Consider the following 26,333-nt stretch of genomic DNA (forward strand, 5'->3'; position numbering starts at 1 on the left):
GGGAAAACGCTAATTATTCGTCGTTTCCGCCGTAATGGCGCCACTGCTTCATGGCGCTGCGCATGGTGAACATCTGGCGTTCAAAGCGCGGACAGGCCTTGCACATGGCCATGTGCATGCGCAAGATCAGTTGCTCGGAAGTGGACAGCTCGCGATCTTCCCTGGCGACCACCAGCGCAGTCACCTCTTTACAAGTGCGCATCAAGGGGATTTTTCTCAGCAAGGGATTCATGATCGGGTAAACCAGTTCAGTTCCAGGCACTCACGCAATCGCAAGCGGGCCCGGTGCAATTGGACATAGAGGTTGGTCGTGGTCATGCCGAGTTCCTTACAGATGTCTTCGCTCGACAATTCCAGCCACTCACGCATCAAAAAAAGGCGCCCCTGAACGGCCGGCAGCTTTTCGGTGCAGGCATCGAGCACCGCCATGAACTGGCGGCTTTCCAAGTCTTGATGGGGGTTGCCCCAGTCGGCCGGCTTTTCGGCAAAGTGGCCATCCGCCTTGAACGCCATGTATTCCAGCGGATCGGCGTTGTCGTCGTCCGAATGGTTGTTCAGCGTGACTTCCCGCTGGCGCTGGCGCATGGAATCGATGATTTTGTGCTTCAAGATGCCCACCAGCCAGGTCTTGAGTTGGGACCGGGCCTGAAAGGCCTGCGGTTTGGCCAGCGCCGCGAGCATCGTCTCTGACACGGCGTCTTCGGCCCACGCGTCGTTGCGCAGCTGGAGGCGCGCAAACCGCATGAGGTAATCGCGCAAACCCACGAGTTGCTGTTCAAAATCGGAAACGTTCATAAATGGAGATGCAAGTGGCAGGCCCTGCAAGTGTAAGGACTGGTGCTGACGGGCGACCAACCCACTCACCGGACACGCCATGCCACACCCTATCGCCCCCACGCCCCCTTCGCCCGCGCAGCCCCTGCGCCGCCGCCACCTCATGCTGGGGGCCCTGGCGCTGGCTTGCTCGCCACAGATCCGGGCTCAAGTCGGCCCCGAGGGCGGCACCACCCAACCAACTGATGCACGTCCCCACCTGCAAGGCCAAACAGTCGACGGCCAGCGGCTGGCGCTGAGCGACCTGCAGGGCCAAGTCGTGCTGGTGTTTCACTGGTCCACCGAATGCGCGGTCTGCCGCGACAAGATGCACGAGCTGCGGGCCAATGTGGCGGGCTGGGCCAGACAACCGTTTCGGTTGCTCGGCGTCAACTGGGACCCCTCGCGCCAAGATCTGGTGAACTACGAGGCGCTGCTGCGCCAGACCGTGCCGCCATTGCAACGCCTGCAATCGATCTGGACCGGCGACGATCACTACCAGAGCTCCATGGACCGTCCTGCCCACTTGCCCATGACCTACCTGATCGATAAACGCGGCCAGTTGATCGATCAATACAGTGGCCGCATCCCGCCGCAGGCATGGGACCGCATCGCCTCACTGCTGTGAGTGCTGCGAAATCCTTGATTGGCGTTTCAAGCCCCATTTTTTGGGCCCACCTGTAAGAACTTGTTCCCAGCGCTGACTCACCTTCAACCGAAGACGGTCGTTGAAACAAGTTTGAGCCCGGCCCCTCGGTTATTTCAAAAAAATCTTTTTCCCTGGAGCTTCACATGACCCAACGCAACACCATGATCACAGCCGCCGCAGCCTCGCTGATGTCCCTCGCCATGCTGTCTACCCCGCTGGTGGCCCAGGCCGCGGAGAAGGAAAAGTGCTTCGGCATCGCCAAGGCTGGACAGAACGATTGCGCCAACCTCGCGGGCACGCATTCTTGCGCTGGTCAGTCCAAAGTCGACGATGCCAAAGGCGAATGGAAGTATGTGGCGGCCGGCACCTGCAAGACCATGAACGGCATGAGCATGGAGGAAGCCAAGGTGGACACCATGATGAAGAAAGGCGACAGGATGAAAAAGGACGACATGATGAAGAAGGGCTGATCTTTCATGTTGCTCTCCACGCCTTTGCCCCACGCGCCAGCGGCCGCGGCCGCGCCCGTGGGCATTGGCTGGCGGCACCCCCACTACGCCGAGCTGCTGGAACAGCAGCCGGCACTGGACTTCATTGAAGTCCACTCCGAGAATTTTTTCGCCAACGGGGGTGCCGCCCTGTCGGTGTTGCGCGAAGGTCGTGCAGCCTACCCGGTGAGCCTGCATGGTGTGGGCCTCTCACTGGGTTCGGCCATGGGCATCGACACCTGGCATCTGGAGCAACTCGCCCAGCTGGTGGAGCGCATGCACCCGATCCGGGTGAGCGACCACGCCAGCTTCGCCCGCGCACCCCTGGCCGGCCAACTGGTGCACGCTGCCGATCTGTTGCCCGTGCCATTGAGCGCTGAAGCGCTCAACGTGATGTGCGCCAACGTGCAGCGGGTGCAAGAAAGGCTCCAGCGCACGATTGCCGTGGAAAACCTGTCGGCCTATGTGCAATGGCCGCAAGCCGATATGGACGAACCGGCTTTCCTCAACGCCCTGGCACAACGCACCGGTTGCGGGCTGCTGGTGGACGTGAACAACATTTATGTCAATGCGCTCAACGCCCAGCTGCGCGGCGTCATGGTCGAACCGCTGCTGGCGTGCCGGCATTGGCTGGACGCCATCGCCCGCAGCTCCGTGGCCGAGTTGCACCTCGCTGGCCATGTTCACTGCGGCGACATCGTGATCGACGACCACGGGAGCCTGGTTCAAGAGCCCGTTTGGCAGCTGTATGCCCATGCGATCCAGCGTTTTGGCGCCGTGCCTACTTTGATCGAATGGGACACCGATGTGCCTGCGCTGTCCGTGCTGCTCGACGAGGCCAGCCGCGCCCGCGAATGGTCTGGCGCGGCGTTGGGCGCGCGCCCAGTGCTTGAGGCGATCGCCGCATGACCGCGAACGCCCATTCCCCGTTGATGGCCCAGCAGGAAGCTTTGCTGAAAGCCCTGATCGCACCCCCAGGCCAGATGGCAGGCGCTGCGGCGGAACTGCAAGCCCGGCTCGACACCCGAGACACCTTGGCCCCGCGTGGCTTGCAGGCCTACCGGGCCAACGGCCATGCGCTGGCCGAGCGCAGCTTGCGCGCGGCCTACCCGGTGGTCGAGATGATGCTGGGCCGCGACAACTTCAACGCGCTGGCGCACGATCTCTGGCACCGCCATCCGCCCACCTGTGGTGACCTGACCCGTTGGGGCGGTGCACTGCCCGAGTTTCTCGCGGGCAAAGAAGCCCTGGCCGACGCGCCTTACCTGCCCGACGTGGCCCGCACCGAGTGGGCCTGTCACGGCGCAGCCAGCGCGGCCGATGCCGTGCCCGACCCGGCCAGCTTTGCCCGGCTCAGCGCGGGCGACGCGGGTGGCCTATCGCTCACTTTGGCCCCCGGCGCCACCGTGATCAACAGTGCCTTTCCCGTGGCCACCCTGGTCTTGTCGCATCGTTTCCAGGAGCCCAGCCTGGCCGAGGCCGCGCGCTTGCTTAAAGCCAACACCGCTGAATCGGTTCTGATCTGGCGCAACCGGCTGCGCCCATGCCTGGCTCGGATCTCCTTGGTTGAAGCCGCTTTGCTCAGTGGTTTGCAACAGGGCCTGGACCTGCCCACGGCGCTGGGCGCCGCCCTGGCCGTTGAGCTCGACGATGCAGAGATCTTTGATTTTTCCCATTGGCTCACCGAGGCCGTCACCCGAGGGCTGGTCACCGGTGTGCACGACGTGCCCCACCCGTCCCTCAAAGAACCGACATGAACCCACCGTCTTTGCTGCACCGCGGCCAATCGCTCTGGCTGCTGATCACCGGCCTGCTGGATGGCCTGCGGCCTGCGGCCGCACTCTCCGCCCGCATTTACCTGGCCCAGGTGTTTTTTCTGGCGGGCCTGACCAAGATCCGCGACTGGGACATCACCCTGTTGCTATTCACCGAGGCGTACACAGTGCCCCTGCTGTCGCCCGAAGTGGCCGCGGTGCTGGGGACAGGCGCCGAACTGGTGTTGCCCGTTTTGCTGGTGTTGGGACTGGTGGGCCGTTTTTCTGCCCTGGGCCTGAGTGTGGTCAACTTCGTTGCCGTTCTCAGCCTGTCTGACATCGCGCCTGCCGCGCTCCAGCAGCACATCACCTGGGGCGTGTTGCTCGCGGTACTCGTGTTGTACGGGCTGGGCAAGTGGACCGTCGACTGTATGTGGATCCGACCGCGCATCGAGCGCCGTTTGGGCCAGTGCTGACCCCATTTTTTTTCAGGAGTTTCACCTTGAGTTTGACCACCGCCTCCTTGACCACTGCTGCCGTCAGCCGTCGCCACCTGCTGCTGGGTGCCGCTGGCGCCGCCACCCTGCCCGTTGCATGGGCCCAGCAAAAGCCAGCGCCCGCTTGGGCAGACATCGAAAAGGCCGCCCGCGGTCAGACGGTATTTTTCAACGCCTGGGCCGGTAGCGAACGCACCAACGCCTACCTGCAATGGGTGGCGGCTGAGGTGATGACCAGCCACGGCGTGAAGCTGGAGCACGTCAAGATCACCGACACGGCCGATGTGGTCAAGCGCGTGCGCGCGGAAAAGGCCGCCGGCCGCGGCGAGACCGAAGGCACCGTGGATCTGGTCTGGATCAACGGTGAAAACTTTGCCACCCTGAAACGTGAGGGACTGCTCTTTGGCCCCTTTGCGGAAGCCCAGCCCAATTTTCAGTACGTGGATGTGGCTGGAAAACCCACCACCCGCAACGATTTTTCAGTGCCCACCGAGGGCATGGAATCCCCGTGGGGCATGGCGCAACTCACCCTGTTTGCCGACGGCAAGCGCCTGCCCAAGCCGCCGCAAAACATGGCCGAACTGCTCGCGCTGGCGCGGAGCCAACCAGGTCGCATCACCTACCCGCGCCTGCCCGATTTCACCGGCACCACCTTTGTGAAACAAGCGCTGATCGAACATGTGTCCGACGTGTCGTTGTTGTCCAAGGCGCCCGTCGCGGCAGCCTTTGCGCAACAGACCGCGAACCTCTGGACGTTTCTAGACGCTTTGCACCCCCACCTCTGGCGCGGTGGCAAGCAGTTTCCGCAAACCCCTGCCGCCATTCGCCAGATGATGGCCGACGGCGAGTTGCTGCTGGCCTGGACGTTCAACCCCAACGAACCGGCCAATGAAATCGCAGCCAAGCGCCTGAGCCCTTCGGTGGTGAGCTGGCAGTTTGCCAAGGGCACCATCGGCAACACGCACTTCGTCGCCATTCCCTACAACGCCCGCGGCAAAGCCGGCGCCCAAGTGGTGGCCAACTTCCTGCTTTCGGCCAAAGCCCAGGCGCGCAAGGCCGACATCGCCGAATGGGGCGACCCGACCGTGCTCGATCTCAAGCGCCTGCCCGCCGCCGACCGCGCGTTGTTCCCCGCCAAGCCATTGCCGGGGCAGGTGGCCCAAGCCGCGCCCACGCTGCCAGAACCGCACGCGGGTTGGGTTGATCCGCTGGAGCGGGAGTGGACTCGACGGTACGCTTAGCCGCCCCGCCCCGTCCCGCCCCGCGCTGCGCGCGTCACCCCCTCAACCCGGAACGCTGGTGGCCCGGCGGAGCCGGTTCCGCGGCGTTCCGGGTTGGGACATTTCGCTCCGCCAGCCCGCATTTTTTGAGCCCGAATGATCGCCTTGCGTCTGCCCTTTTCTTTGCTGTTGCTCCTGCTTGCGGGCGGTCCGCTGCTGGCCATAACGGTCTTGTCGCTGGGCGCGTTGTTCGACGCGCAGGCCTGGGTCGCGCTGTGGAGCGACAGGCAATGGTTGCCCGCGCTGGGCCTGTCGCTCTGGACCGGCCTGAGCTCGACGGCGCTGGCCTGGTGGATCACCGCCTGGCTGCTGGCGCAAGGCTTTGTGCGCCAGCGCCTGGGCGCGTTGCTGCGCGGGGTGCCGGTGATGCTCGCCACGCCCCATGCCGCGTTCGCCATTGGCCTGGTGTTTCTGATCGCGCCCAGCGGCTGGTTGCTGCGCTCGCTATCGCCCTGGCTCACCGGCTTTGAATGGCCGCCCGCCTGGCCCACCACGCAAGACCCGTGGGGCCTGGGCCTGGTCTTCGCGTTGACCGCAAAAGAAATTCCATTCCTGCTCTGGACCGCCGCCACCCAGCTGCAGCGCGATGACGTGCGCCAGCGTTGGCGCGCCGAACACACGCTCGCGCAAACCCTCGGTTACGCGCCCAACCGCGCCTGGTGGCGCGTGGTATGGCCCCAGCTGGCGCCGCGCCTGTTCTGGCCGCTGCTGGCGGTATTGGCCTATGGGCTCACGGTGGTTGACATGGCGCTGGTCATCGGCCCCGCATCGCCACCCACGCTGGCTGTGCTGGCCTGGCAATGGCTGCAAGACGCCGATCTGGCGATCAATGCCCGCGGCGCGGCGGCTGGTGGCGTGTTGACACTGGCGGTGTTGGTCGCCGCGCTGGGCTGGCGGGGCATTCAACACCGCCGCCGAAACATCAGCGGGCGGCGCGGCGATGCCCAAACCGCATCGGGCGGTCTGATCGGCCTGTGGCTGCTGGGCGGGCTCTATACCGCTGTTTTACTGGCGCTGTCCGTGGGCAGCTTTGCCGGCGTCTGGCCCTTTCCGGCGTTGTGGCCCGAAGCACTCACCACGCAAGCGTGGGCCAGCGTCTGGGCCAGCCGCGACACGGTAGGCACCACCCTGGCCTTGGCCCTGGCATCCACCGGCCTGGCCGTGGTGTGGTGTGTGGCCTGGCTGGAGCTGAGCCCCCGCCGGTGGGACATCGTCTTGCGCCCCCTGCTCTACCTGCCGCTGGTCTTGCCCGCGGTGTTGTGGGTGGTGGGGCTGTACAGCCTGGCCCTGCACACCCGGCTGGAAGGCCAGTGGAGCGGGCTGTTGCTGGCGCACACGGTGATGGTGCTGCCCTATGTATTGCTCGCGCTCTCGCCAGCCTACCTGGGCTTTGATCCCCGCGCGGCGCAGCTGAGCGCCAGCCTGGGCCATGGTCCTTGGGCCTTTTTGCTGCGGGTGAAATGGCCGCTGCTTCGACGTTCTCTGGCGGCGAGTGCCGCCGTGGGGTTTGCTGTGAGTGTGACCCAATACCTGCCCACCCTGTACATTGGCGCCGGGCGCTTCGGCACTGTGACCACCGAGGCCGTCACCCTGGCCGCCGGGGCCCAGCGCTCGCTCACCAGCGCTTACGCCGGCCTGCAATTCATCTTGCCCGTGCTCGCGTTTGCACTCGCCGCCTGGATGGGCCGCCCCCGACGGTTCAAAACTCCCACCGCATGACACTCTCTATCCAAATCCAGCACATCGGCAGCGCCCAGCGCGAACTGCTGCGAAACCTGCGTTTCGACGTGGCGCCCGGCCAGATCCTCACGCTCATGGGCGCCAGCGGCAGCGGCAAAAGCTCGGTGCTCGCGGCCATCGCCGGTACGCTGGCCAGCGTGAGCGAAGGCGGGCAGGCGTTGCGTTTTGAAGGCACGGTATCGCTGGAAGGCAACGATGTCACCCACCTGCCCACCGCCCAGCGCTGCATCGGCCTGCTGTTTCAAGACCCGCTGCTGTTCGCCCACATGACCGTGGCAGAAAATCTGCTCTTCGCCGTGCCACCCGGCCCGCGCGCTCAGCGCCTGGCCAAAGTACAACAGGCCTTGCTGGACGCCGAGCTGGCCGACTACGGAGAGCGCGACCCGGCCACGCTCTCCGGCGGCCAGCGAGCCCGCGTGGCTCTCATGCGCGCCCTGCTCGCCCAGCCTTGCGCGCTGCTGCTCGACGAACCCTTTTCCAAGCTCGACGCCGCGCTGCGCGACCAGTTCCGCCGGTTCGTGTTTGATCACATCCGCCGCCAAGGCATCCCCGCCGTGCTCGTGACCCACGACGCGGCCGACATCGCCGACCCGGCATTCGTCATCGAGTTGAACCATGCTTGACCGCGCCATCCAGACCGCCATCAAACCCCTGCTGACGAAAGCCGCGCGCGCTTTGGTCGCGGTGGGTATCGGCGCCGACGCACTCACCGTGATCGGTTTCATGGTCGGCATGGCCGCTGCCGTGGCCATTGCCTTTGAGTCCTACATGGCCGGGCTGGTGATGCTGCTGATCTCGCGCCTCATGGACGGGCTCGACGGCGCCGTGGCCCGCGAAACCACACCCACCGACCGTGGCGGTTTTCTCGACATCACGCTGGACTTCCTGTTTTACGCCAGCATCCCACTGGCTTTCGCCATAGCCAACCCCGCGCAAAACGCCCTGCCCGCTGCCGTCTTGCTTGCCGCTTTCATCGGCACCGCCAGCAGCTTCCTGGCCTTTGCCATCGTGGCCGAGAAAAACCGCATGGCATCCACCGCATTTCCCGACAAGAGTTTTTATTTTCTGGGTGGCTTGACCGAAGCCACCGAAACCATCGTCGCCCTGAGCGCCATGTGCCTCTGGCCCGAAGCCTTCCCGCTGATCGCCTATGGGTTTGCCGTGTTGTGTGCGATCACCATCGTGATGCGGATTGGGTGGGGGTGGCAGCGGTTTCGGTGAAGGGTGCGCAGCTTTTGACCTGGCCCTACCTTCATGCCGGTTTGAATGCAACGCAAGAACAAGGCAAGAGGCCGCAAACAGTGCCGTGGCACGGCAAGGCCAAATAACGCAGTTCTCGCGATGAGGGCGAATCGGCATCAGGCACCATGTGGGAAGGCACTGAGCAACTCACTCGGGGCTTCATTCTTTGACTGAGGCAACCGATCGGTGATCTCAAACCAAGGCGCTTTTGAGCCAACCATCACGTGGCGCATCGGCTTGCAGCCTGGCTCACCGTCGACAGTACCCAATGCCAAACCGAAGGCGCCTTGAAACGCTTGTTTGGCAACAAACTGCATCGTGGAGCCACACACTTTGCAGAAGGTTCTCGTGACCTCTGGGGAGGACTGGTATTGGCCCAGTTGCTCCTGGCCCTGAACCCACCGGAAGTTGCTGGACTCGACATAGGCCCAGGTTGCGAAAGCGGCACCCGTCGCTTTTCGACACAGAGAACAATGGCAGTTTCTCGCCCACTGAAGCGGGCTGTCAATGCTGTATTTGATTGCGCCACAAAGGCAGCCACCGGTGATCATGTTTTTTCCCTTCAGCCTGGAATGCGCCACCCTTGCGCAGCTTTTTGCGCGAAGTCTGGATTGACCGCAAGACCGACCGTGAGAGCCACCGTGTTGAGACGTGAGCATCTGCGGTTGTCTGCTGACGCGGTTTGCTGGCCACAAACAGTCACTGCGAGCGACCACCCCACAACCGAACTTTGAGCGTTTCGCCTGGCACCAAATATTTTGTCAGGTTGCCGATTTCGTATGGAGGGGCGGTGGTATCACGGCTGACGCTCGCCACCCAGAAGACGTGGAGTTTCATTTTGCCGTTGAAACTGCCTCCCACGTATTTCACGGCTGCCGCCTCTGCATCGACACGCTCGAGTTGCGCAAATCGGGGCAGAGGCTAGAGCAGACCATCAACCTGCCGAAACTGCGATGAGATCGCTGTAGGGCATGGTTTTCAGTCCATCCCCAGCAACGCCGGCCAGCGATCGGCCCAGCAACACGCATGGTCGGCATCCTCGACGATCCGGAGGTTGCTGGCGTTCAGTCCAGTGAAGGCAACGGGCCACTTCCGGGCCAATGCGGGTGGCATCACCCTGTCGTGGCCTCCCAGGAAATGCGTTTGCGGCAGGTCTGCCGACAACGTCGCGCTATCGGCGGCATTCAAAGAAACATCCAGCGCTCGCACACGGTGGTAAGACGTCCACGCCCGGTGGTCGAGATTGCCCGCGACCGTGATCAGCCGCGCTACATCCGTTCGGCGTGCAGCGACCAGCGCCGCGACCGCTGCGCCGCCTGAATAGCCCACCAACACCAGCTTTGTGACGTTGAAGCGTTGTTTCAGGTCATCGATGGCGAGGTTCATTGCATGGATCACCTCGGGGGCGAAGCGGGCCTCGGTCCAGTAACGCTGAGCGCAGCCTGATTGTGCGGCATTCACATACTGGCAGGGTCGGGCCAGGTAAACGGCATGGCCTGCTGGTTGCGCCAAGGCGAGTCGCAAGGCCAGCGGGTCGCGCGGGGTGGGATCCGTGGACGGTTGGGTGCCTGATATCCAGGCAAATCCATCGCCTTCGATATAGACCGTCAATGGCTTGCCAGCAGTCAAGCTGGGCGGGGCGTAGGCCACCAGATCGAAGTCGCCAGCGGGAATGTGACTCGACAGCCAGCCCTTGCTGGAAGCCAACGCCATGGCGTGCGCCTGCCGCTCGCTGGCGGACGGCAGGGTCGAGCAACCCGCCAGCAAGAGGGCAGACAGCGCCCAAGGGATCAGGATGCGCACGCCCAGCCTTTTGGGTGCGCGGCCGTGCTCACAAGCACGCCCTCAAAACGCCCAGCGCAGCTTGACGCTGGCGGTCTGGTTAAGGAAGTCTTCCCGGTATTCCACGTCGTAGCGGGCCGCGAGCTCCACGCCGTTTTGTAGCTGGGTGGCAATGCCCAGGCCCGCGCGCACCAGCCAAGGGCTGGGGTCGATGCCCTGGGTGGTGAAGGCCAGCCCGGGGGCGCCGGCATAGGTGGATGTGAGGCTGCGCTGCTGGTTCAAGGCGTCGTAGCCCAGCCCCAGATTGGCCGTGACCGAGGTGCCTGAGGCGTAGCGGTGGGAGAGCTTGCCATCGGCGGCAAGAATCAGCTCATCGGTGGTGCGGCCCGCCACGTTCAGGTTCAGCGCGCCAGCGCCGCGCTCGGTGTAGGCGCTGTCCTTGATCCAGCTGTAGTCTGCCCGCACCGAGGGCGTGAAGCTGGTGCCTTCGGCGAGCTTGACGTTGCGGCCCACCCCGGCGCCCAGCGTGGCCACCAGGCTGTCGAAGCTGGCGCTGGCGGTGGTGCCCGCGAAAGTGATCTGACGCTGACCCTTGTTCTTGTTCTGGCCAAGGCTGGCCTGGAAGTTCAGGTGGGTGACCGGATCCAGGCTGTGGCTGCCGTAGCCGATGAGCTGGTACACATCGACCTTGGTGCTGTTGGGCGCCACGCTGGATGTGCCATCGGTGGTGGCGGCTGCATACGCAAAAGAGGCGCCCACTCGCGTGCTGTCCGACACTTTGGCATCGGCACCGAAGGCGAGGCCACTGGTGCTGGCTTTGAAGCCGGCGGCCCCGCTGCGGTTGTCTTGGTCGGCCCAGCTGCCAAAGGGCTTCATCCAGACATTTTTGTCGCCGTAGAAAGCATCGCCAGAAGCCAGACCCAGCTTCACAGAAGCGTCCTGGTTGAAGGCAATACGGTCTTGCACGACCCCAGCCGTGGCGCCGTTCGCTGTGTGGGCTGCGCCCACGCTGGCACTGGGGTTGGGCTGGGTTTGGCTCACAGCGCGATTGACACCCGCATCGTCGGTGATCGAGACGAACTGGAGCGCGAGAGGACCATTGGGGGCGCTGGCAAACACCCGCCCCAGCACATTGGCAGCCTCGTACGCTGGCGAGTTACCGGCACCGCGGACGATCTGCTCCACCAATGTGTAGCTGGGGGCTGGGGCTGGGGCTGGGGCTGGGGCTGGGGCTGGGGCTGGAGCGGGGGCCGCAACTGGTGCCGGCGTCGATGCAGCGGAAGAAGCAGCAGGTGCAGCAGGTGCAGCAGCCAGCGTCAAGTCGACGCTGTCAGATTTGTACACCGGTGTGAAGTTGAACAGGGCGCTGTTGTCGGTGGTGTTGGCAAAAGTGCCGCTCACGACATGAGCTTTGATGATGTCGGTGAGTGTGTTGCCATGCGTTTGTGCGCCGGTCATGGTGCTGGCATCGACGGCGAGTGTGCCGCCGAGGTTGGCGGTACCGCTGACAATTAGCTTGCCGAATGCCGTATCGCTCACAGCGGGGCTGAATGTGCCGGTGTTGGTGAAGTCGCCGGTGATCTTTGCGGTGCTGCCCGCGCCGATTTTGAGCGTGCCGGCATTGGTAAATCCACTGACGGTGAACCACTGCCCGTCGTTCATGGTGTAGGTGGCCCCTGCGGCGATCGACACTGGCGTATTCGGTGCATACACCTTGCCAATGAACTTGGCGGTGTCGTTGCCGGCGATCGTGAGGCTGCCCAAAGTCGCCCCATCTCCAACAGCAATATAGATGCTGCTTTCTCCCCCAGAGATGATGCCGCTGTTGGTGATGCTGGTGATGCTCGCATCGACCGCAAAAATGCCGGAAGAAGTCTCGGAAGTCCCAGAGATGGTACCGCCGTTGGTGATGCTACCTATAGCCACTCTGTCTAACGAAACAGCGGAATTAGCCACTTCGATCGCACCGGTTCCATCGACGGTGAGGCTCTGACCTGCACCAAGCTTGCAAATTACAGATATTGGTGTACTCACCGTGATCATGTCGTTGATGCCAACACTGCATCCTGACCCCGCCAGCGCCGGGCTAGATGCCATCGAAGCCAGCGCGATCACCACCGCCGAAGCGATGGCCGAGCGTGTGGAAGAGGGCATGCCGCGCGTGGCGGCGCCATCGTGGGCAATAACATGCGCCTGGCGCGACTCAGACCAGACGGTGCGGTGGATTTTGTTCATGGATGCTCGCCTCTGGGGCAAGTGGATGGAAGTGGCACGCGGCTGGCGTGTAAAGAACGGGGCTCCATGCATGTTGCGGTGTTTGCGCACCCAACGATCCAATGAGAAGGTGCAGTTATCGGGGGCAGATGGTTGCGCCCGGGTTGAAAAAATCTTGAGGTGGTGCGTGTTTGGCGTGTATGCACGCACCAAAAGCACGAAAACCTGGAGGCAGCCACAGACCCCGGCGATGGCGCCCTATGAAGGCGCAGGCTGCGAGCGATGCTGCAAACTCACCAAGCCGCCAAGCTGGGCGGGGCATAGGCCATCAGATCGAAGTTGCCAGCGGGGATGTGGCTGGGCAACCAGCCCTTGCTCGCAGCCAAACCCGTGGCGTGCGCCTGCCGCTCGCTGGCGGTCGGCAGGGCCGAGCAACCCGCCAGCAAAAGAGCAGACAGCGCCCAAGGGATCAGGATGCGCACGACCAACCTCGTTTTTGACCTGTGACCTGCCCGACCATCTGCCCGGGCCGCACGGCGCCCCGAACTCCGAGGTGGCGCCGCGCTGTCGAGCTCAAATGGGCATCCTCAAAACGCCCAGCGCAGCTTGACACTGGCGGTCTGGTTGAGGAAGGCTTCACGGTATTCCACGTCGTAGCGGGCCGATATTTCCATGCCGCTTTGCGTCTGGGTGGCAATGCCCAGGCCACCGCGCACCAGCCACGGGCTCGGGTCGATACCCTGGGTGGTGAAGGCCAGCCCGGGGGCGCCGGCAAAGGCGGCGGTGATGCTGCTTTGCTTGCTCAAAGTGTCGTAGCCCAGCCCCAGGTTGGCCGTGACCGAGGTGCCCGAGGCGTAGCGGTGGGAGAGCTTGCCATCGGCGGCCAGAATCAATTCCTCGGTGGTGCGCCCGGCCACGTTCAGGTTCAGCGCGCCGGCGCCGCGCTCGGTGTAGGCGCTGTCTTTGATCCAGGTGTAATCCGCTTGCAACGAGGGGGTGAAGCCCGCGGCTTCGCCGAGCTTGAAGCTTCGGCTCACGCCGCCGCCCAGCGTGGCCACCAGGCTGTCGAAGCTGCCGCTGGCGGTGGTGCCCGCAAAGCTGATGCTGCGCTGACCTTTGTTCTTGTTCTGGCCGAGGCCGGCCTGGAAGTTGATGTCGGTGACCGGGTCCAGGCTGTGGCTGCCGTAACCGATGAGCTGATACACATCGACGTTGGTGCGGTTGGGCGCGATGCTCGACTTCCCATCGGTGTTGGCGGCTGCGTAAGCCAAAGAGACTCCCAGCCGCGTGGTGTCCGACACGGTGGCATCGGCACCGAAGGCGAGGCCACTGGTGCTGGCTTTGTAGCCGGAGGCGCCACTGCGGTCGCCTTGGTCAGCCCAGCTGCCAAAGGGTTTCACCCAGACCTTCTGATCACCATAAAAACCATCGCCCGAAGACAGGCCCAGCTTGACCGAGAGATCCTGCGTGGGGGCGATGCGATCGCGGATCACCAGGCTCATGCCACCGAGCGCAGCATGGGCGGCCGCCACGTTGCCGCCGCTGGGCGAGGGCAGGGTTTGGGTCACGGCGTTGTTGACGGCGGCATTGTTGCCCAACGAGACGAACATCAGGGCAACAGCCCCAGTGGGGTCGTTGGCAAAGAGTTGACCGAGCACACGGGCCGCTGGAAGCGCCGGGGAGTTGCCGGCATCGCGCACGATCTGCTCCACCAAGGAGCGGCTGGCAGCAGGAGCAGGAGCGGCGGCTGCATCCGGCGCTGGAGCCGGTGCGGGGGACGATGTCGGCGCTGCAGCCAGCGTCAAATCCACCGTGTTGTCGTTGTCTTTGACCGCTGAAAATTCGAACAGCAACGAGTTGTCGGTCACCGTGAAAGTGTCACCACCCAACAGCGTGCCCGCACTGATGATGTTGTCGAACGAGGTCTTGTTGAAGGCGAAGCCCGGGGTCGCCACATTCACGTCGATCTTGGCGTTGCTCGGCAGGGTGGCGGTGCCGGTTACCACCAACTGGCCGTAGGTGCCTTCGTCCGCGATGTGGGTGCGCAAGACGCCCTCCGCGGACTGCGTGTAGTTGCCCGTGAGGGTGCCCGTGGTGCCTGCTGCAACCGCCAGCGTGCCGTTGTTGACGAAGGTGTTATCGCTCACCAGGTCCAAGGAAAAAGTTCTGGGGCCCTCGACGGCGAACTGCGCGGTGCCGTTGTTGGTGAAACTCTTCACCCAAAAAACATCAGTGTCGCGCAAGGTGTAAGTCGCCCCAGAGGCGATCGAGACCGGCGTGTTCGTTGCAAACACAGTGCCAATGAACTTGGCGGTGCTGTTGCCGTCGATCGTGATGCTGAGCAAAGACGACTCGGAATCAACATAGATGCTTTGATGGACCCCGGAGATGGTGCCGCTGTTGGTGATGTCGTTGATGGTGCTGTAGTTAACCCCGATACCTGTACTTTGCGCGGAGATGGTGCCGCTGTTGGTGATGCCAGAGATGCTGGAACCAGCAGCATAGATCCCGAAACCGCCCCCAGAAATGGTGCCGCTGTTCGTGATACTTCCGATGTTGGACGAAAAACCAGCAATAGCATTGGCGTTCGCTGAGATGGTCCCGCTGTTATTGATACTGGTTATGTGTGTGCTTTGAGTGTAGATGCCGTAATCGTTTCCGGAGATCTTGCCACTGCCACTGTTGGTGATGCTGTTGATCGTAGAGCCAGAAGCATGGAACCCTTCATAGATTCCAGTGATGAAGCCGCTGTTGGTCATGCTGGTCAGGGTTGTAGGTGCGAAGATCCCAATGCCCCCAGAAATGGAGCCAGTGTTGGCAATGCTATTGGCTGTAGCTAATTCGGCAGAAATCCCGGCACTGACCCCTGAAATGGAACCGCTGTTGTTGATAGTGTCAACAGTCGAACCGTGCAGAACAACGCCGATCCATGAAGATTCGATAGCGCCATTGGCTGATGCGGTTCCATCAACGGTCAGGCTCTCACCAGGGCCAATGAAGCAAGTTTGGCTTGTCAGTCCACTCACCGTAAACATGCGGTCACTGTCACTGTATGCCCCATCAGGGCATCCTGGGATCGCCATCGCAGGCGCAGATGCCATCGAAGCCAGCGTGACCACCACCGCCGAAGCGATGGCCGAGCGTGTGGAAGACGGCATGCCGCGCGTGGCGGCGCCTTCATGGGCAACAACATGCGCCTGGCGCGACTCAGACCAGACGGTGCGGTGGATTTTGTTCATGGAAGCTCGCCTCTGGGGCCAGTGGATGGAAGTGGCACGCGGGTGGCGTGTAAAGAAATCATCTCCATGCATGTTGCGGTGTTTACGCACCACCCCATTCAATGAAAAGGCTCAGTTTTTGGGGTCAGATGGTTGGGGACTGTGCTGAAAATGACCGCAGGGGGTGCGCGGTTTGCGTGTAGGCACATCCAGAATACCCAGGACCCGATGGGGCAACCTACCCTGACGATGGCGGCCGATGGAGGTGCGGGCTGCGGGCTGTACCGCAAGCCAACCAGGCGGGTCAAGCCTTGCGGTTTTGAAGCTGCATGCCCAGCCCTATTTCAGGGGAAGCGCCTGTGGGGTCAACACGGCTTCGACGGGCCGGTTGCAGCCGCTGCAAGGCTTGCCATCCACCTGAACAGCAAGGGCCGTGGATGACGTCCGAACGCGGCCCCGGTGTCGCCCGCCCGACTGAAAAACAGCCAGACCAGGCGCAGGATGCACCGCTGGTGCTGTCACCACCCAAGCGCCTGCCACGCCCACCAACAACGGAGACCAACAATGACCACACACACGTCCACCACCCTGGCCGACCAACGCTACTTTTGCGAAGGCCCTCGCTGGCACGAAGGCCGGTTCTGGTTCAGCGATTTTTATGCGCACGAGGTGTGCTCGGTGGGGCTGGGCGGCGACGTGCGCACGGAACTCAATCTGGGCGACGAGCAGCCGTCGGGCCTGGGCTGGTTGCCCAATGGCGATCTGCTGGTGGTGGGCATGACGCAGCGGAAGGTGCTGCGCCGCGCTGCCGGCAAAGACCTGGCCGTGCACGCAAACCTGGCCGGCATCGCCACCTTTCACACCAACGACATGCTGGTCACGCCCGAGGGCGATGCCTATGTGGGCAACTTCGGTTTTGATCTGGATGGGTATCTGCAGGCCCACGGCATCGAACACCTGCTGGGCGCGCTCAAGTCCGACCCATCGCCCTTCCTGGGCAAGCTCGCCCACCTGAAGTCGGACGGCACGGCGTCGGTGGCGGCGGAGCAGGTGCTGTTCCCCAATGGCATGGTATTGCTCGACGGAGGCCGCACGCTGGTGGTGGCCCAGACCCTGGGTCTGGAGCTGACGGCATTCGATCGCGCAGCCGACGGCAGCTTGTCGAACCGCCGGGTGTGGGCTTCGCTCAAGGCAGCGAAGGTGTCGCCCGACGGCATCTGTGCCGACGCCCAGGGCGGCATCTGGGTGGCAAATGCGAGGGCGCCGGTGGTGGTTCGCGTAGAGGCCGGCGGCCAGATCACCGACACGGTCACCACGTCACAAAACGCCTACGCCTGCGCACTGGGCGGCCCAGAAGGCCGGCACCTGCTGGTGTGCACGGCGCCCTCCTCGGGCCATACCGAGGCGGCGGCCCAGGCCAACGGGCGGCTGGAGATCGTGGAAATTTAAGGTTCGAGGTACGCGCCTGTGCGCACGGTGCCCACTCAGTTCAGCAACGGGTTGCTGAGGGGCACCCGGCGCGTCAAGCGCCAGAAACGCACATTCAGAATCACCGCCGCCACCGCCAAACCCACCACCAGACCCGCCCACAAGCCAGCCGGCCCCATAGGGCCGAACACCCCGAGCGCCAGGCTGAGCCCCATGCCGACCACCCAGTAGCCGAACACGGTCACGAGCATGGGAATCTTGGTGTCCTTATACCCACGCAACACGCCCATGGCACCCACCTGCAGGCCGTCGACCAGCTGGAACACGGCGGCGTAGACCAGAAACTGGGCGGCCAGGGTGATCACGGCGGGGTTGGGCGTGTACAGGCTGGCCAGCGATTCGCGCAGGAGCCACAGAAAGAAGGCGGAAACCAGCATGAAGACACCGCACAACGCGATGCCCAGGCGCCCGCGGTAGCGCGCGGCCACCGGATCGCCCGAGCCCAGCGCCTGGCCCACGCGCACGGTGAGCGCGATGGAAATGCCCAGCGGGATCATGAAGGTGATCGAGGCGATGTTGATGGCGATCTGGTGACCGGCCACGGTGTCTACGCCGAAACGGCCCATGAGCAAAGCGGTGGCGGTGAACATGCCCGATTCCATGGCCATGCCAATGGAGATCGGAACGCCGATGCGCACGATGGTGGCGATGTGGGCCCAGTCGGGGCGGGTCATGCGCTGGCGCAATTGATACTGCGCGTAACGCGGTGCGCGCAGGGTGTAAGCGTAAAGCGCCACGCAACCAATGGTCTGGGCGATGCCGGTGGAAAGAGCCGCACCCGATGCGCCCATTTTCGGAAAGCCGAAATTTCCGAACATCAGCAGGTAGTTGCCCAGCACGTTCACCGGCAACATGATCAGCTGGGTCCAGAGCATGGGCATGGTGTGGCCCATGGATTCGTTGAGGAACCGGGGCACCAGGTAGAGGCAGGTGAGCGGCAGGCTCCAGAAAATCCAGAGCAGGTACTGGCGCGTCTCACTCACGATCTCGGGCGCAATGCCGATCCAGGGCATGAGCAGCGACAGGGCCAGCAACGTGAGCATCTGAAAAACCGACAGCGCCAGTGCCAGCCACACGCCCTGGCGCAGTTCTTCACGGATCAACGGGTGGTTGTTGGCGCCCACGTGGTGGGCAATGATGGGCGTCAAAGCCAGCATCAGGCCGAGACCGGCGATCACGGTGAAAAACCACATGGCCGCGCCCATGGCCACAGCCGACAGCGCCAGTGCATTGATTCGGCCCGCCATCAGGGTGTCGGCCACACCCATGCCCATTTGCAGCAGCTGCGCCACGATGACGGGCAAGGCGATGATGGCGATGGCGCGCGCTTCGCGGCGCGCGTCGGCCCTGGTGTGCTTCACTCGGAATTTCCTGGATGTTCTTGGTCTGCCCGTTCGATGCCTGGGCATGGGGCGGCCCGCTTGACCGACACAGCGGCCTTCCCGAATGGGAGCGGCGTTGTGATCAGCGGGACCCGTATTGCACCACAGACCGCGCGGCTTCGGCGGGGGTCGCCTCAAACGACCCCGCCGCCTTTACGCGCATCAGCGTTTGCGCCGCCGCATCAACAGATACACCGCCGGCACCACCAGCATCGACAACAGCGGCGCGCTGATCATGCCGCCCACCATGGGCGCTGCGATGCGCTGCATCACCTCGCTGCCCGTGCCTCCGCCCCAAAACAGCGGCAACAGGCCGGCCACGATCACGGCAACCGTCATGGCTTTGGGCCGCACCCGCAACACCGCGCCTTCGCGGATCGCGTCGAGCAAGTCTTCTTCGCTGTCTTTTCCTTGCTCCAGGCGGGCCTGCCAAGCCTGCTTGAGGTAGAGCAGCATGATCACGCCGAACTCGGCCGCCACACCTGCCAGCGCAATGAAACCCACCGCGCTGGCCACCGACAGGTTGTGCCCCAGCACCCACAGCAGCCAGATGCCGCCCACCAGCGCAAAGGGCAGCGTGGCCATGATGAGCGCGGCTTCTGCGAGGCTGCGGAAGGTCAGGTAGAGCAGCACAAAGATGATGAGCAACGTGAACGGCACCACCAGCTTGAGCTTGGCGCTGGCGCGCTCCAGGTATTCAAACTGCCCCGACCACGACACGGAATACCCGGCCGGCAACACCACCTGCTCGGCCACCGCGCGTTGCATGTCGAGCACGGCGCCGCGCAGGTCGCGGCCGCGGATGTCCACATACACAAAGCCGGCCAGCCGCGCGTTTTCGCTGCGCAACATCGGCGGCCCATCGGTGATGCGCAGATCGGCCACATCGGACAAAACCAGGCGCTGGCCATTGGGGGCCAGCAAGGGCAGCGCCCGCAGCTTGGGCACCGAATCGCGCAGTTCGCGCGGGTACCGCAGGTTGATGGGGTAACGCTGCAGGCCCTCCACGGTTTCTCCGATGTTCATGCCCCCCACGGCGCCTGAAATCACCTCCTGCACATCGGCGATGTTGAGGCCGAAGCGCGCTGCGTCGGCGCGGCGGATGTCCACATCGATGTAGCGCCCACCGCTCATGCGCTCGGCCAGCGCGCTGCTCACGCCGCTCACCGGTTTCACAGCGGCTTCGATCTGCGCAGTCAGGCGGTCGATGGTGGCCAGATCGGGGCCGGCCACCTTCACGCCTACCGGGCTCTTGATCCCCGTGGCCAGCATGTCGATGCGGTTGCGGATGGGCGGCACCCAGATGTTGGAGAGCCCGGGCACGCGCACGGCGCGGTCCAGCTCTTCGATCAGCTTGTCGGGAGTCATGCCAGGCCGCCATTCCTCGCGCGGCTTGAACTGGATGGTGGTCTCAAACATCTCCAGCGGTGCCGGATCGGTGGCACTGTCGGCCCGACCGGCTTTGCCGTACACGCTCTTCACTTCGGGCACGGTCTTGATCAGGCGGTCGGTTTGCTGCAGCAGCTCACCGGCTTTGCCCGCCGACAGGCCCGGCAAGGCCGTGGGCATGTAGAGCAGATCTCCTTCGTCCAGCGGCGGCATGAATTCGCTGCCCACGTGCTGCAGCGGCCACAGGCTCAGGACCAGCAGCACGGCGGCCACCACCAGGGTGAGGCGGGGCGCACGCAACACAGCGTTGAGCAAGGGGCGGTAAAGGGCGATGAGCCCCCGGTTGAGGGGGTTGGCCGTTTCGCTGGGAATGCGCCCGCGGATCAGGTAACCCATGAGCACCGGAACCAGCGTGACCGACAAACCGGCGGCGGCGGCCATTGCGTAGGTCTTGGTGTAGGCCAGCGGAGAAAACAACCGCCCTTCCTGCGCTTCCAGCGTGAACACCGGCACGAAGCTCAAGGTGATGATGAGCAGCGAGAAAAACAGGGCGGGGCCCACCTCGGCCGCGGCTTCGCCCACCACCCGCCAGCGCGTCTCGCCGGCCAGCGTGTCGCCCGGGTGGTCATGCGCCCAGCGCTCCAGGTGTTTGTGGGCGTTTTCAATCATGACCACCGCCGCATCCACCATGGCGCCAATGGCAATGGCAATGCCGCCAAGCGACATCACATTGGCATTCACGCCCTGCTGCTGCATCACGATGAAGGCCGCGAGAATGCCCATGGGCAACGACACAATAGCCACCAGCGCACTGCGCAGGTGGAACAGAAACGCCGCACACACCAGCGCCACCACCAGAAATTCTTCCAGCAGTTTGAAGCCCAGGTTGTTGACTGCTCGCTTGATGAGGCTGGAGCGGTCGTACACGGGGACGATCTCCACACCCTGCGGCAGCCCCTTTTGCAACTCGGCCAGCTTGAGCTTGACGGCCGCAATGGTGTCCAGCGCGTTCTTGCCCGACCGCATCACAATCACTCCGCCAGCCGCTTCGCCTTCGCCATTGAGTTCACCGATGCCGCGGCGCATCTCGGGGCCGAGCTGCACGCGCGCCACATCGCCCAGCGTGACCACCACACCGGCGCGGCTGCTCATCAGCGGAATGGCACGGAAATCATCGAGCGAACTCAGGTAGCCGTTGGCACGCACCGCGTATTCAGCCTCGCCCAGCTCGATCACCGAGCCCCCCGCCTCCTGGTTGCCGCGACCAACCGCCTCGCTCACCATGCGCTGGGTGATGCCGTAAGCCGCGAGCTTGTCGGGGTCGAGCACGATCTGGTACTGGCGCACCATGCCGCCCACGCTGGCCACCTCGGCCACATCGGGCACGGTCTTGAGCTCGTATCGCAGGAACCAGTCTTGCAGCGAACGCAGCTGGGCCAGATCGCGCTTCCCCGTGCGGTCGATCAGGGCGTATTGGTAGATCCAGCCCACGCCTGTGGCGTCGGGCCCGATGGACGATTTCGCGCCCGTCGGCAGGCGCGACTGCACCTGGTTCAAATACTCCAGCACGCGCGAGCGCGCCCAGTACAGATCGACCCCGTCATCAAACAGCACATAGACGAAGCTGTCGCCGAACATGGAGAAGCCGCGCACGGCCTTGGTGCCGGGGACCGAGAGCATGGTGGTGGTGAGCGGGTAGGTCACCTGGTTTTCCACAATCTGCGGCGCCTGCCCGGGCCAGCTGGTGCGGATGATGACCTGTGTGTCCGACAGGTCGGGCAACGCGTCGAGCGGCGTGCGCAACATGGACACCGTGCCCCAGGCGGTGATCATCAGGCTGGCGAGCAAAACCAGGAAGCGGTTGGCAATGCTCCAGCGGATCAGGCGCGCGATCATTGGGCAGACCCTGGTGCGACCACATCGATGCGGGTGATCTGCGGCACATCACCGTCGCGCATGCGGAACTCGATCCGCACCTGGCTGCCTGCACCCAGCCCTCGGGGCAACTGCTCAGGCGGCGGCAGACCAAAATCCATTTGCATCTGAGGCCACTTCAAAGCAGGGATCGGTGGGTGGGTGAGCGACACCGTGTCGCCCGCGACAGCATTGACCACGGCATCGGTGGTGTAGCGCGGTGCTGCGGGCAATGGTGCTGCGGCAGGCGATGGGACCGGCGCGGCAACCGATGCTGCCCTTTGAGCGGGCGCAGCGGCGAGCGCCGTTTCAGGCTTGCTCGGTATGGCCGCAGGCATCTGGCCGCTGGCTTCGCCGCCATTGAGCCGTGCCTCCATGCCACGCAAGCTGGCTTCCGAATCGATCAGGAAGTTGCCCGACAACACCACGGTCTGGCCCGTTTGCAGCCCGGCCACGATTTCGATTTGCCCGCCCGCTTCCTGGCCCGCGCGCACCTCCACCGGCCGGAAACGCCCGGCGTCTTCCAGCACCATCACCACGCTGCGCCGCCCGGTGCGGATCACCGCATCACTGGGCACCAGCAACACCGGCTGACTGGCGGGGCGCACGAAGCGCATCTGCACCAGCATGCCGGGAACCAACCGCCCTTGGGCGTTGCGCAAGACCATGCGCGCCTTGAGCGTTCGCGTGACGGTGTTGACCTCGGGCAGCAGCGCCTGCACTTCACCCTCAAAGGTTTCGCCCGGTGCGGCCGGGCTGGTGGCCTGCACGCGGATGCCAACTTTGAGCAGTGCCGCCTGGCTCTCGGGCACCTCACCTTCGGCCCAGACCGTGTCGGTGCCTTGCACACGCAACAGCGTGGCGCCCGCCATCACCGTGGCGCCCTCGCGCAGCATCAGCTCGGTCACGGTGCCGGCCATGGGGGCATAGACCGTGAAACGCGGCTGCAACTGCCCACGGCTCACAACGCTTTGCACCTGCGCTTCGCTCATGCCTGCGAGCAGCATGCGCTGGCGCGCCGCTTGCCGAAGGGGCTCAAGATCAGCGCCCTGCATGCGCGCCACGGCCAGGTACTCCTCCTGCGCGGCGATCCAGCTGGGCACATACAGCTCGGCCACCGGCGCTCCTTTGGCCACCCGGTCCAGCACGGCGCGCACGTGGAGCTTCTCCACGAAACCAGTCGCGCGCGCTTGCAGCAACACCTGATCGCGCTCGTTCCAGACCACGGCTCCCGTGGCGCTGACCTCGGTGGTCAAGACCCCCTCGGTGACCAAGGCCGTGCGCAGGCCCAGGTTCTGCTGGATGCGCGGGCTCACCGAGAGGGTGCCTGTGTCGGCACCCGCCTCGCCGGCGTAACGCGGCACCAGCATCATGTCCATGAAGGGCGATTTGGCCGGAGCGTCGAAGTTTTTACCAGGCACCATGGGGTCGTGGTAGTTGAGCACGGTGCGCCCGGTGGCGGGATCGGTGTCACCGGCCTGGATACCGTCACGGATGTGGCGGCGCGTCGCTTCCTCGCCCTGGGGAATGCTCCATTGGCTCGGGTCCTGCGGGGCCTGGCCCACCGCTTCGGGCGCGGCCATCATGGCCATGCCCTGGTTCATGCCCAGCCACCAGGCACCGCCACCCACGGCGCTCACCACGACCACGGCGGCCATTGCCCACAAGAGAGTTTTATGCAACGGGCGGCTCATGGGGTGACCTCTTCGGGGTTGTTCAGGGTGTTCAGGCGCGCCCAGTCGGACGCGGTGTCGAGTTCAAGTTGCACGCGCTCCAGCTGCAGGGCCAGCCCGGCCTGCCGCGCATCGAGCACGGCCTGCAGCGGGCCGCTGCCCGCGCGGTAGGCGCCCAGCGCGGCTTGTCCACGGGCCTGCACCAGGGGCAGGCGCTCGCGGTCGAGCCAGGTCAGGCGCTGCAGGCCCGCTGACCAGCCCTGCTCCCAGCGTTCCACATCGGCCCGCCGCGCGCGGCGAATTTCTTCGGCTTCGGCCTGGGCCTGATCGGCCTCGGCCAGGCGGGCAACCCACTCGCGGTCTTGCCGCTTGGCCGCGTTCCACTGCAACGGCACGGAAAACCCCACCGAAAGCTTGTTGTCAAAGCTGGAGCCGAGCTGCGCGTAGCGCACATCCACGCTCCAGTCGGCGGAACGTTCTTCGCGTGCCTGTGCGGCCTGGGCGCTGCTGGTGGCTTCGCGTGCGCCAGCGGCCAGCAGCAGCGGATCGTTGGCCTCCCAGGCCGCAGCCCTGTCTCCGAGCGGGGGCAAGGTCAGCGCGGGAGCCGCCGCCAGAGGCCGGTCTGCCGCCGCACCCACCCAGCGGCGCAGTTCGGTGCGCGCGCCGTCAAGGCGGGCCTGCGTGGCCAGTTGCAGGTCTTGCAGGGCCACGACGGCACTGCGCGCCATGAACACGTCGACTTGGGCACCCCGGCCTGCGCGGTAGGCTGCCTCGGCGGCCGCGACCGTCAAACCGGCTTCATCTTTTTGGGCTGCGAGCAGCGCCAGGCGCTGCTCTTCGGCGCGCACACGCCACCAGACCAGCGCCACCGATCGCCGCAGTTCGCTGCGCTGCGCGGCGCGGCGGCTGAGGGCGAGATGGGCTTCCTGGGTATACCGCTCGCTGCGCGCTGCGCGCTTCGCTGCACCGGTCAAAGTTTGGGAAAGCGCGATGCTGCGGGCGGTCGTGGGCTCGCGGGTGAAACGCCGGGACCCTCCCCCTTCCACTGGCACGTTGTCCAGCCCCAGGCGCAGCATCGGGTCTGGTCGCTGGCCCGCGCCCACCGCCCTGGCCTGCGCTGCAGCGGCCATCAGCGATGAAGCTTCCAGCGCCTGCGAGCGTTGCTCGGCCTGCTGCATCGCGAACGCAAGATCCAGAGGTTTGACGACTTCAACGTCTGTGTTGAGTTGGGCTTCAACTTCAACTTCAACTTCAACTTCAACTTCAACTTCAACTTCAACTTCAACTTCAACTTCAACTTCAACTTCGGCTTCGGCTTCGGCTTCGGCTTTGGCTTTGGCCGTGGCCAATGCAGGCGCGTCAGCAGGAGGAAGCGGGGGCGATGCGGCGAACGCCAACGGCGCACCCAACAGAGCACAGACCAGCACAACCCGTGCCGATGGCAAAAATGACAACATGAAAACACTCCTGATCCAGCGCAGCGGCCCGGCGGCCGGTGCAGCAAACCGGGGCGCACTGCAACTCGGCAGCGGCCACGGACCGTTCAACGGGGATCAGAGGGAAGTGGGCGGACGCCAGACGGCGCTCACAACGGGCAACGGAGCCGCAGGGCTCATCGCCAGTGGGACTGACTGAGACGCCACCGTGCGGGTGATCGAGCGCTGCACCACCGGCAGGGCGGTGGCCGGCGCCTGGCAGTCCTGGCCCGTTTTGCAGAGCTGGCCCGAGGCGAGGTAGCTCGCCATGTCATTGCAGCAATCGTCGTTGTCGCCGGCCTGCACAGCCGCAGCGCCTGGCATGGCCATGCCCTCAAGCATCTCCATGCACATGGGACACGGGGCATCCGATGGCCGCACCGCCGCCCACCCCTGGAGGGCGAACGAGAGGGTCAACAACAGGGCAAGCCAGACACGCATGCGTGGAATGTACAACGGACGGCGGGATGGCGCGTGGGACCGGAGCAAAATCCACAGTCTGGCCAGCCGCTCACTGGATACTGGATGTCTGACCGAATCTTGTTGCGGATCAGCTCCACCGAGTCACGGTCGGCGCCAGCCAACGCCACCCACAACTCGCTATGTGGCCCATTTCCCGTGCATTTCACCACCACGCGGATGCCCTTGAACACGCCACAGATGCCGTTCTCGTTGTCCGCCCGCCGCGCCAAGCCCAGCTGCTCGAGGATGAGCCGGCTTTGAATCTTGCAGGCGGCTACCGATTTGTTGGGGTCTTTGAACGAAGACCACCGCTGGGGTGCTTGCTCGGCATCGTGCGCAGAGGCCAGCAAAGGCAGACACACCACCACGGCAGAACTCCATTGTTTGATCAAGATTCAGCGCCCTGATGGCAACGCACCTGTGTTCAGGTGGCATTGGATTGGCACAGAAGTTCGAATATGCCGACGCCCCACGGTGCAGCGCGCATCAGTTTTCCAGCAGCTGCAAGCCCACAATGCCGGCCACGACCAGCGCGATGCACAGCAGCCTCGCTGGCGACGCCGCTTCGCCCAGCCACCAGATGCCCAGGGCCGCCGTTCCCACCGCCCCCACACCCGCCCACACGGCGTAGGCAGTTCCAAGTGGGATGGTTGCCAGCGTCAGGCTCATCAGGTACACGCTCAGACCGCCAGAGGCAAAAGCCAGTGCGGCGGGCAGCGGGCGGGTGAAGCCTTGGGATGCCTGCATGGCTGCGGCGAAGGCGATTTCGAGCGCGCCCGACACAAAAATAAATGCCCAAGCGACTCTGGGTGTAATGGCTTCAAGCATGTTTGGCAACCTGACTATTTGACCGTTGCAGTCTGCCAGAAGCCG

23 protein-coding genes are annotated in these 26,333 nt (G+C 64.3%); 10 read left to right on the plus strand and 13 right to left on the minus strand.

Features of this window, described 5'->3' with window-relative positions; genetic code table 11:
• Positions 1-13: 13 nt before the first annotated feature.
• Together E5678_RS11310 and E5678_RS11315 are read right to left on the minus strand one after the other, a co-directional pair.
• Positions 14-202 (minus strand): zf-HC2 domain-containing protein, encoded by a 189-nt coding sequence (locus tag E5678_RS11310; RefSeq protein ID WP_247596748.1) that lies wholly within the window; start codon positions 200-202, stop codon positions 14-16.
• 26 nt (positions 203-228) lie between these two features.
• Positions 229-795, minus strand: coding sequence for a sigma-70 family RNA polymerase sigma factor (locus tag E5678_RS11315; protein ID WP_136178623.1), 567 nt, complete (start codon positions 793-795; stop codon positions 229-231).
• A 79-nt stretch (positions 796-874) separates the two neighbouring features.
• On the opposite strand from E5678_RS11315, the gene E5678_RS11320 reads away from it, so the two are divergent.
• From E5678_RS11320 to E5678_RS11360, 9 genes are all read left to right on the plus strand, one after another.
• Positions 875-1,441, plus strand: coding sequence for a TlpA disulfide reductase family protein (locus E5678_RS11320; RefSeq protein WP_136178624.1), 567 nt, complete (start codon positions 875-877; stop codon positions 1,439-1,441).
• Between the two features lie 164 nt (positions 1,442-1,605).
• Positions 1,606-1,932, plus strand: a complete 327-nt coding sequence (locus E5678_RS11325) for a DUF2282 domain-containing protein (protein ID WP_136178625.1) — start codon at positions 1,606-1,608, stop codon at positions 1,930-1,932.
• Between the two features lie 6 nt (positions 1,933-1,938).
• Entirely contained in the window at positions 1,939-2,859 is a 921-nt protein-coding gene (locus E5678_RS11330) for a DUF692 domain-containing protein (protein ID WP_136178626.1), read from the plus strand.
• Positions 2,856-3,707 carry a DNA-binding domain-containing protein gene (locus tag E5678_RS11335; protein WP_136178627.1) on the plus strand — a complete coding sequence of 284 codons (852 nt, stop codon included), beginning with the start codon at positions 2,856-2,858 and terminating at the stop codon, positions 3,705-3,707. Before E5678_RS11330 ends, E5678_RS11335 begins: the two co-directional genes overlap by 4 nt.
• Positions 3,704-4,180 (plus strand): DoxX family protein, encoded by a 477-nt coding sequence (locus E5678_RS11340; protein ID WP_136178628.1) that lies wholly within the window; start codon positions 3,704-3,706, stop codon positions 4,178-4,180. Before E5678_RS11335 ends, E5678_RS11340 begins: the two co-directional genes overlap by 4 nt.
• Before the next feature lie 26 nt (positions 4,181-4,206).
• Complete coding sequence (locus tag E5678_RS11345; protein WP_247596749.1) at positions 4,207-5,442, plus strand: ABC transporter substrate-binding protein; 1,236 nt, start codon at positions 4,207-4,209, stop codon at positions 5,440-5,442.
• A 135-nt stretch (positions 5,443-5,577) separates the two neighbouring features.
• The gene (locus E5678_RS11350; RefSeq protein ID WP_136178629.1) at positions 5,578-7,200 is read left to right on the plus strand and encodes an ABC transporter permease subunit; all 1,623 of its coding nucleotides are present in this window, start codon (positions 5,578-5,580) and stop codon (positions 7,198-7,200) included.
• A complete protein-coding gene (locus E5678_RS11355) occupies positions 7,197-7,844 on the plus strand; it encodes an ATP-binding cassette domain-containing protein (protein WP_136178630.1) in 648 nt (215 codons plus the stop codon). The genes E5678_RS11350 and E5678_RS11355 overlap by 4 nt, the downstream gene beginning before the upstream one ends.
• Entirely contained in the window at positions 7,837-8,442 is a 606-nt protein-coding gene (locus E5678_RS11360; protein ID WP_136178631.1) for a CDP-alcohol phosphatidyltransferase family protein, read from the plus strand. The genes E5678_RS11355 and E5678_RS11360 overlap by 8 nt, the downstream gene beginning before the upstream one ends.
• A gap of 999 nt (positions 8,443-9,441) precedes the next feature.
• Here the strand turns inward: E5678_RS11360 and E5678_RS11370 are convergent.
• From E5678_RS11370 to E5678_RS11385, 4 genes are all read right to left on the minus strand, one after another.
• On the minus strand, positions 9,442-10,266 hold the full coding sequence (locus tag E5678_RS11370; protein ID WP_210731901.1) for an alpha/beta hydrolase: 825 nt from the start codon (positions 10,264-10,266) through the stop codon (positions 9,442-9,444).
• 42 nt (positions 10,267-10,308) lie between these two features.
• A complete protein-coding gene (locus E5678_RS11375; protein ID WP_168708645.1) occupies positions 10,309-12,480 on the minus strand; it encodes an autotransporter domain-containing protein in 2,172 nt (723 codons plus the stop codon).
• A 272-nt stretch (positions 12,481-12,752) separates the two neighbouring features.
• The gene (locus tag E5678_RS11380; RefSeq protein ID WP_136178634.1) at positions 12,753-12,941 is read right to left on the minus strand and encodes a hypothetical protein; all 189 of its coding nucleotides are present in this window, start codon (positions 12,939-12,941) and stop codon (positions 12,753-12,755) included.
• Between the two features lie 105 nt (positions 12,942-13,046).
• Entirely contained in the window at positions 13,047-15,698 is a 2,652-nt protein-coding gene (locus tag E5678_RS11385) for an autotransporter domain-containing protein (protein WP_168708646.1), read from the minus strand.
• A 543-nt stretch (positions 15,699-16,241) separates the two neighbouring features.
• Between E5678_RS11385 and E5678_RS11390 the strand changes: the two genes are divergently transcribed.
• Complete coding sequence (locus E5678_RS11390) at positions 16,242-17,126, plus strand: SMP-30/gluconolactonase/LRE family protein (RefSeq protein ID WP_136178636.1); 885 nt, start codon at positions 16,242-16,244, stop codon at positions 17,124-17,126.
• 35 nt (positions 17,127-17,161) lie between these two features.
• On the opposite strand, the gene E5678_RS11395 is transcribed toward E5678_RS11390, so the two are convergent.
• The 7 genes from E5678_RS11395 to E5678_RS11430 all read right to left on the minus strand — a co-directional run bounded on the left by E5678_RS11395 (position 17,162) and on the right by E5678_RS11430 (position 26,288).
• On the minus strand, positions 17,162-18,526 hold the full coding sequence (locus tag E5678_RS11395; protein WP_168708546.1) for an MATE family efflux transporter: 1,365 nt from the start codon (positions 18,524-18,526) through the stop codon (positions 17,162-17,164).
• A 183-nt stretch (positions 18,527-18,709) separates the two neighbouring features.
• Entirely contained in the window at positions 18,710-21,832 is a 3,123-nt protein-coding gene (locus E5678_RS11400; RefSeq protein ID WP_136178638.1) for an efflux RND transporter permease subunit, read from the minus strand.
• Positions 21,829-23,544 (minus strand): efflux RND transporter periplasmic adaptor subunit, encoded by a 1,716-nt coding sequence (locus E5678_RS11405; protein ID WP_136178639.1) that lies wholly within the window; start codon positions 23,542-23,544, stop codon positions 21,829-21,831. Before E5678_RS11405 ends, E5678_RS11400 begins: the two co-directional genes overlap by 4 nt.
• On the minus strand, positions 23,541-24,980 hold the full coding sequence (locus tag E5678_RS11410) for a TolC family protein (RefSeq protein ID WP_168708547.1): 1,440 nt from the start codon (positions 24,978-24,980) through the stop codon (positions 23,541-23,543). The genes E5678_RS11405 and E5678_RS11410 overlap by 4 nt, the downstream gene beginning before the upstream one ends.
• A gap of 96 nt (positions 24,981-25,076) precedes the next feature.
• Positions 25,077-25,439: a hypothetical protein gene (locus E5678_RS11420; RefSeq protein WP_136178642.1), complete on the minus strand. Its 363-nt coding sequence runs from the start codon at positions 25,437-25,439 to the stop codon at positions 25,077-25,079.
• On the minus strand, positions 25,412-25,852 hold the full coding sequence (locus E5678_RS11425) for a hypothetical protein (protein ID WP_210731902.1): 441 nt from the start codon (positions 25,850-25,852) through the stop codon (positions 25,412-25,414). Before E5678_RS11425 ends, E5678_RS11420 begins: the two co-directional genes overlap by 28 nt.
• 94 nt (positions 25,853-25,946) lie before the next feature.
• Positions 25,947-26,288, minus strand: coding sequence for a multidrug efflux SMR transporter (locus tag E5678_RS11430; protein ID WP_136178643.1), 342 nt, complete (start codon positions 26,286-26,288; stop codon positions 25,947-25,949).
• Positions 26,289-26,333: the final 45 nt, after the last annotated feature.

Source organism: Hydrogenophaga sp. PAMC20947 (assembly GCF_004795855.1).
GTDB lineage: Bacteria > Pseudomonadota > Gammaproteobacteria > Burkholderiales > Burkholderiaceae_C > Hydrogenophaga.

Bases quoted from the DNA above. Each gene is read 5' to 3' on its own strand.
- E5678_RS11310 (WP_247596748.1), bottom strand. From the start codon at position 202: ATGCGCACTTGTAAAGAGGTGACTGCGCTGGTGGTCGCCAGGGAAGAT.
- E5678_RS11315 (WP_136178623.1), bottom strand. From the start codon at position 795: ATGAACGTTTCCGATTTTGAACAGCAACTCGTGGGTTTGCGCGATTAC.
- E5678_RS11320 (WP_136178624.1), top strand. From the start codon at position 875: ATGCCACACCCTATCGCCCCCACGCCCCCTTCGCCCGCGCAGCCCCTG.
- E5678_RS11325 (WP_136178625.1), top strand. From the start codon at position 1,606: ATGACCCAACGCAACACCATGATCACAGCCGCCGCAGCCTCGCTGATG.
- E5678_RS11330 (WP_136178626.1), top strand. From the start codon at position 1,939: ATGTTGCTCTCCACGCCTTTGCCCCACGCGCCAGCGGCCGCGGCCGCG.
- E5678_RS11335 (WP_136178627.1), top strand. From the start codon at position 2,856: ATGACCGCGAACGCCCATTCCCCGTTGATGGCCCAGCAGGAAGCTTTG.
- E5678_RS11340 (WP_136178628.1), top strand. From the start codon at position 3,704: ATGAACCCACCGTCTTTGCTGCACCGCGGCCAATCGCTCTGGCTGCTG.
- E5678_RS11350 (WP_136178629.1), top strand. From the start codon at position 5,578: ATGATCGCCTTGCGTCTGCCCTTTTCTTTGCTGTTGCTCCTGCTTGCG.
- E5678_RS11355 (WP_136178630.1), top strand. From the start codon at position 7,197: ATGACACTCTCTATCCAAATCCAGCACATCGGCAGCGCCCAGCGCGAA.
- E5678_RS11360 (WP_136178631.1), top strand. From the start codon at position 7,837: ATGCTTGACCGCGCCATCCAGACCGCCATCAAACCCCTGCTGACGAAA.
- E5678_RS11375 (WP_168708645.1), bottom strand. From the start codon at position 12,480: ATGAACAAAATCCACCGCACCGTCTGGTCTGAGTCGCGCCAGGCGCAT.
- E5678_RS11385 (WP_168708646.1), bottom strand. From the start codon at position 15,698: ATGAACAAAATCCACCGCACCGTCTGGTCTGAGTCGCGCCAGGCGCAT.
- E5678_RS11390 (WP_136178636.1), top strand. From the start codon at position 16,242: ATGACCACACACACGTCCACCACCCTGGCCGACCAACGCTACTTTTGC.
- E5678_RS11400 (WP_136178638.1), bottom strand. From the start codon at position 21,832: ATGATCGCGCGCCTGATCCGCTGGAGCATTGCCAACCGCTTCCTGGTT.
- E5678_RS11405 (WP_136178639.1), bottom strand. From the start codon at position 23,544: ATGAGCCGCCCGTTGCATAAAACTCTCTTGTGGGCAATGGCCGCCGTG.
- E5678_RS11410 (WP_168708547.1), bottom strand. From the start codon at position 24,980: ATGTTGTCATTTTTGCCATCGGCACGGGTTGTGCTGGTCTGTGCTCTG.
- E5678_RS11420 (WP_136178642.1), bottom strand. From the start codon at position 25,439: ATGCGTGTCTGGCTTGCCCTGTTGTTGACCCTCTCGTTCGCCCTCCAG.
- E5678_RS11430 (WP_136178643.1), bottom strand. From the start codon at position 26,288: ATGCTTGAAGCCATTACACCCAGAGTCGCTTGGGCATTTATTTTTGTG.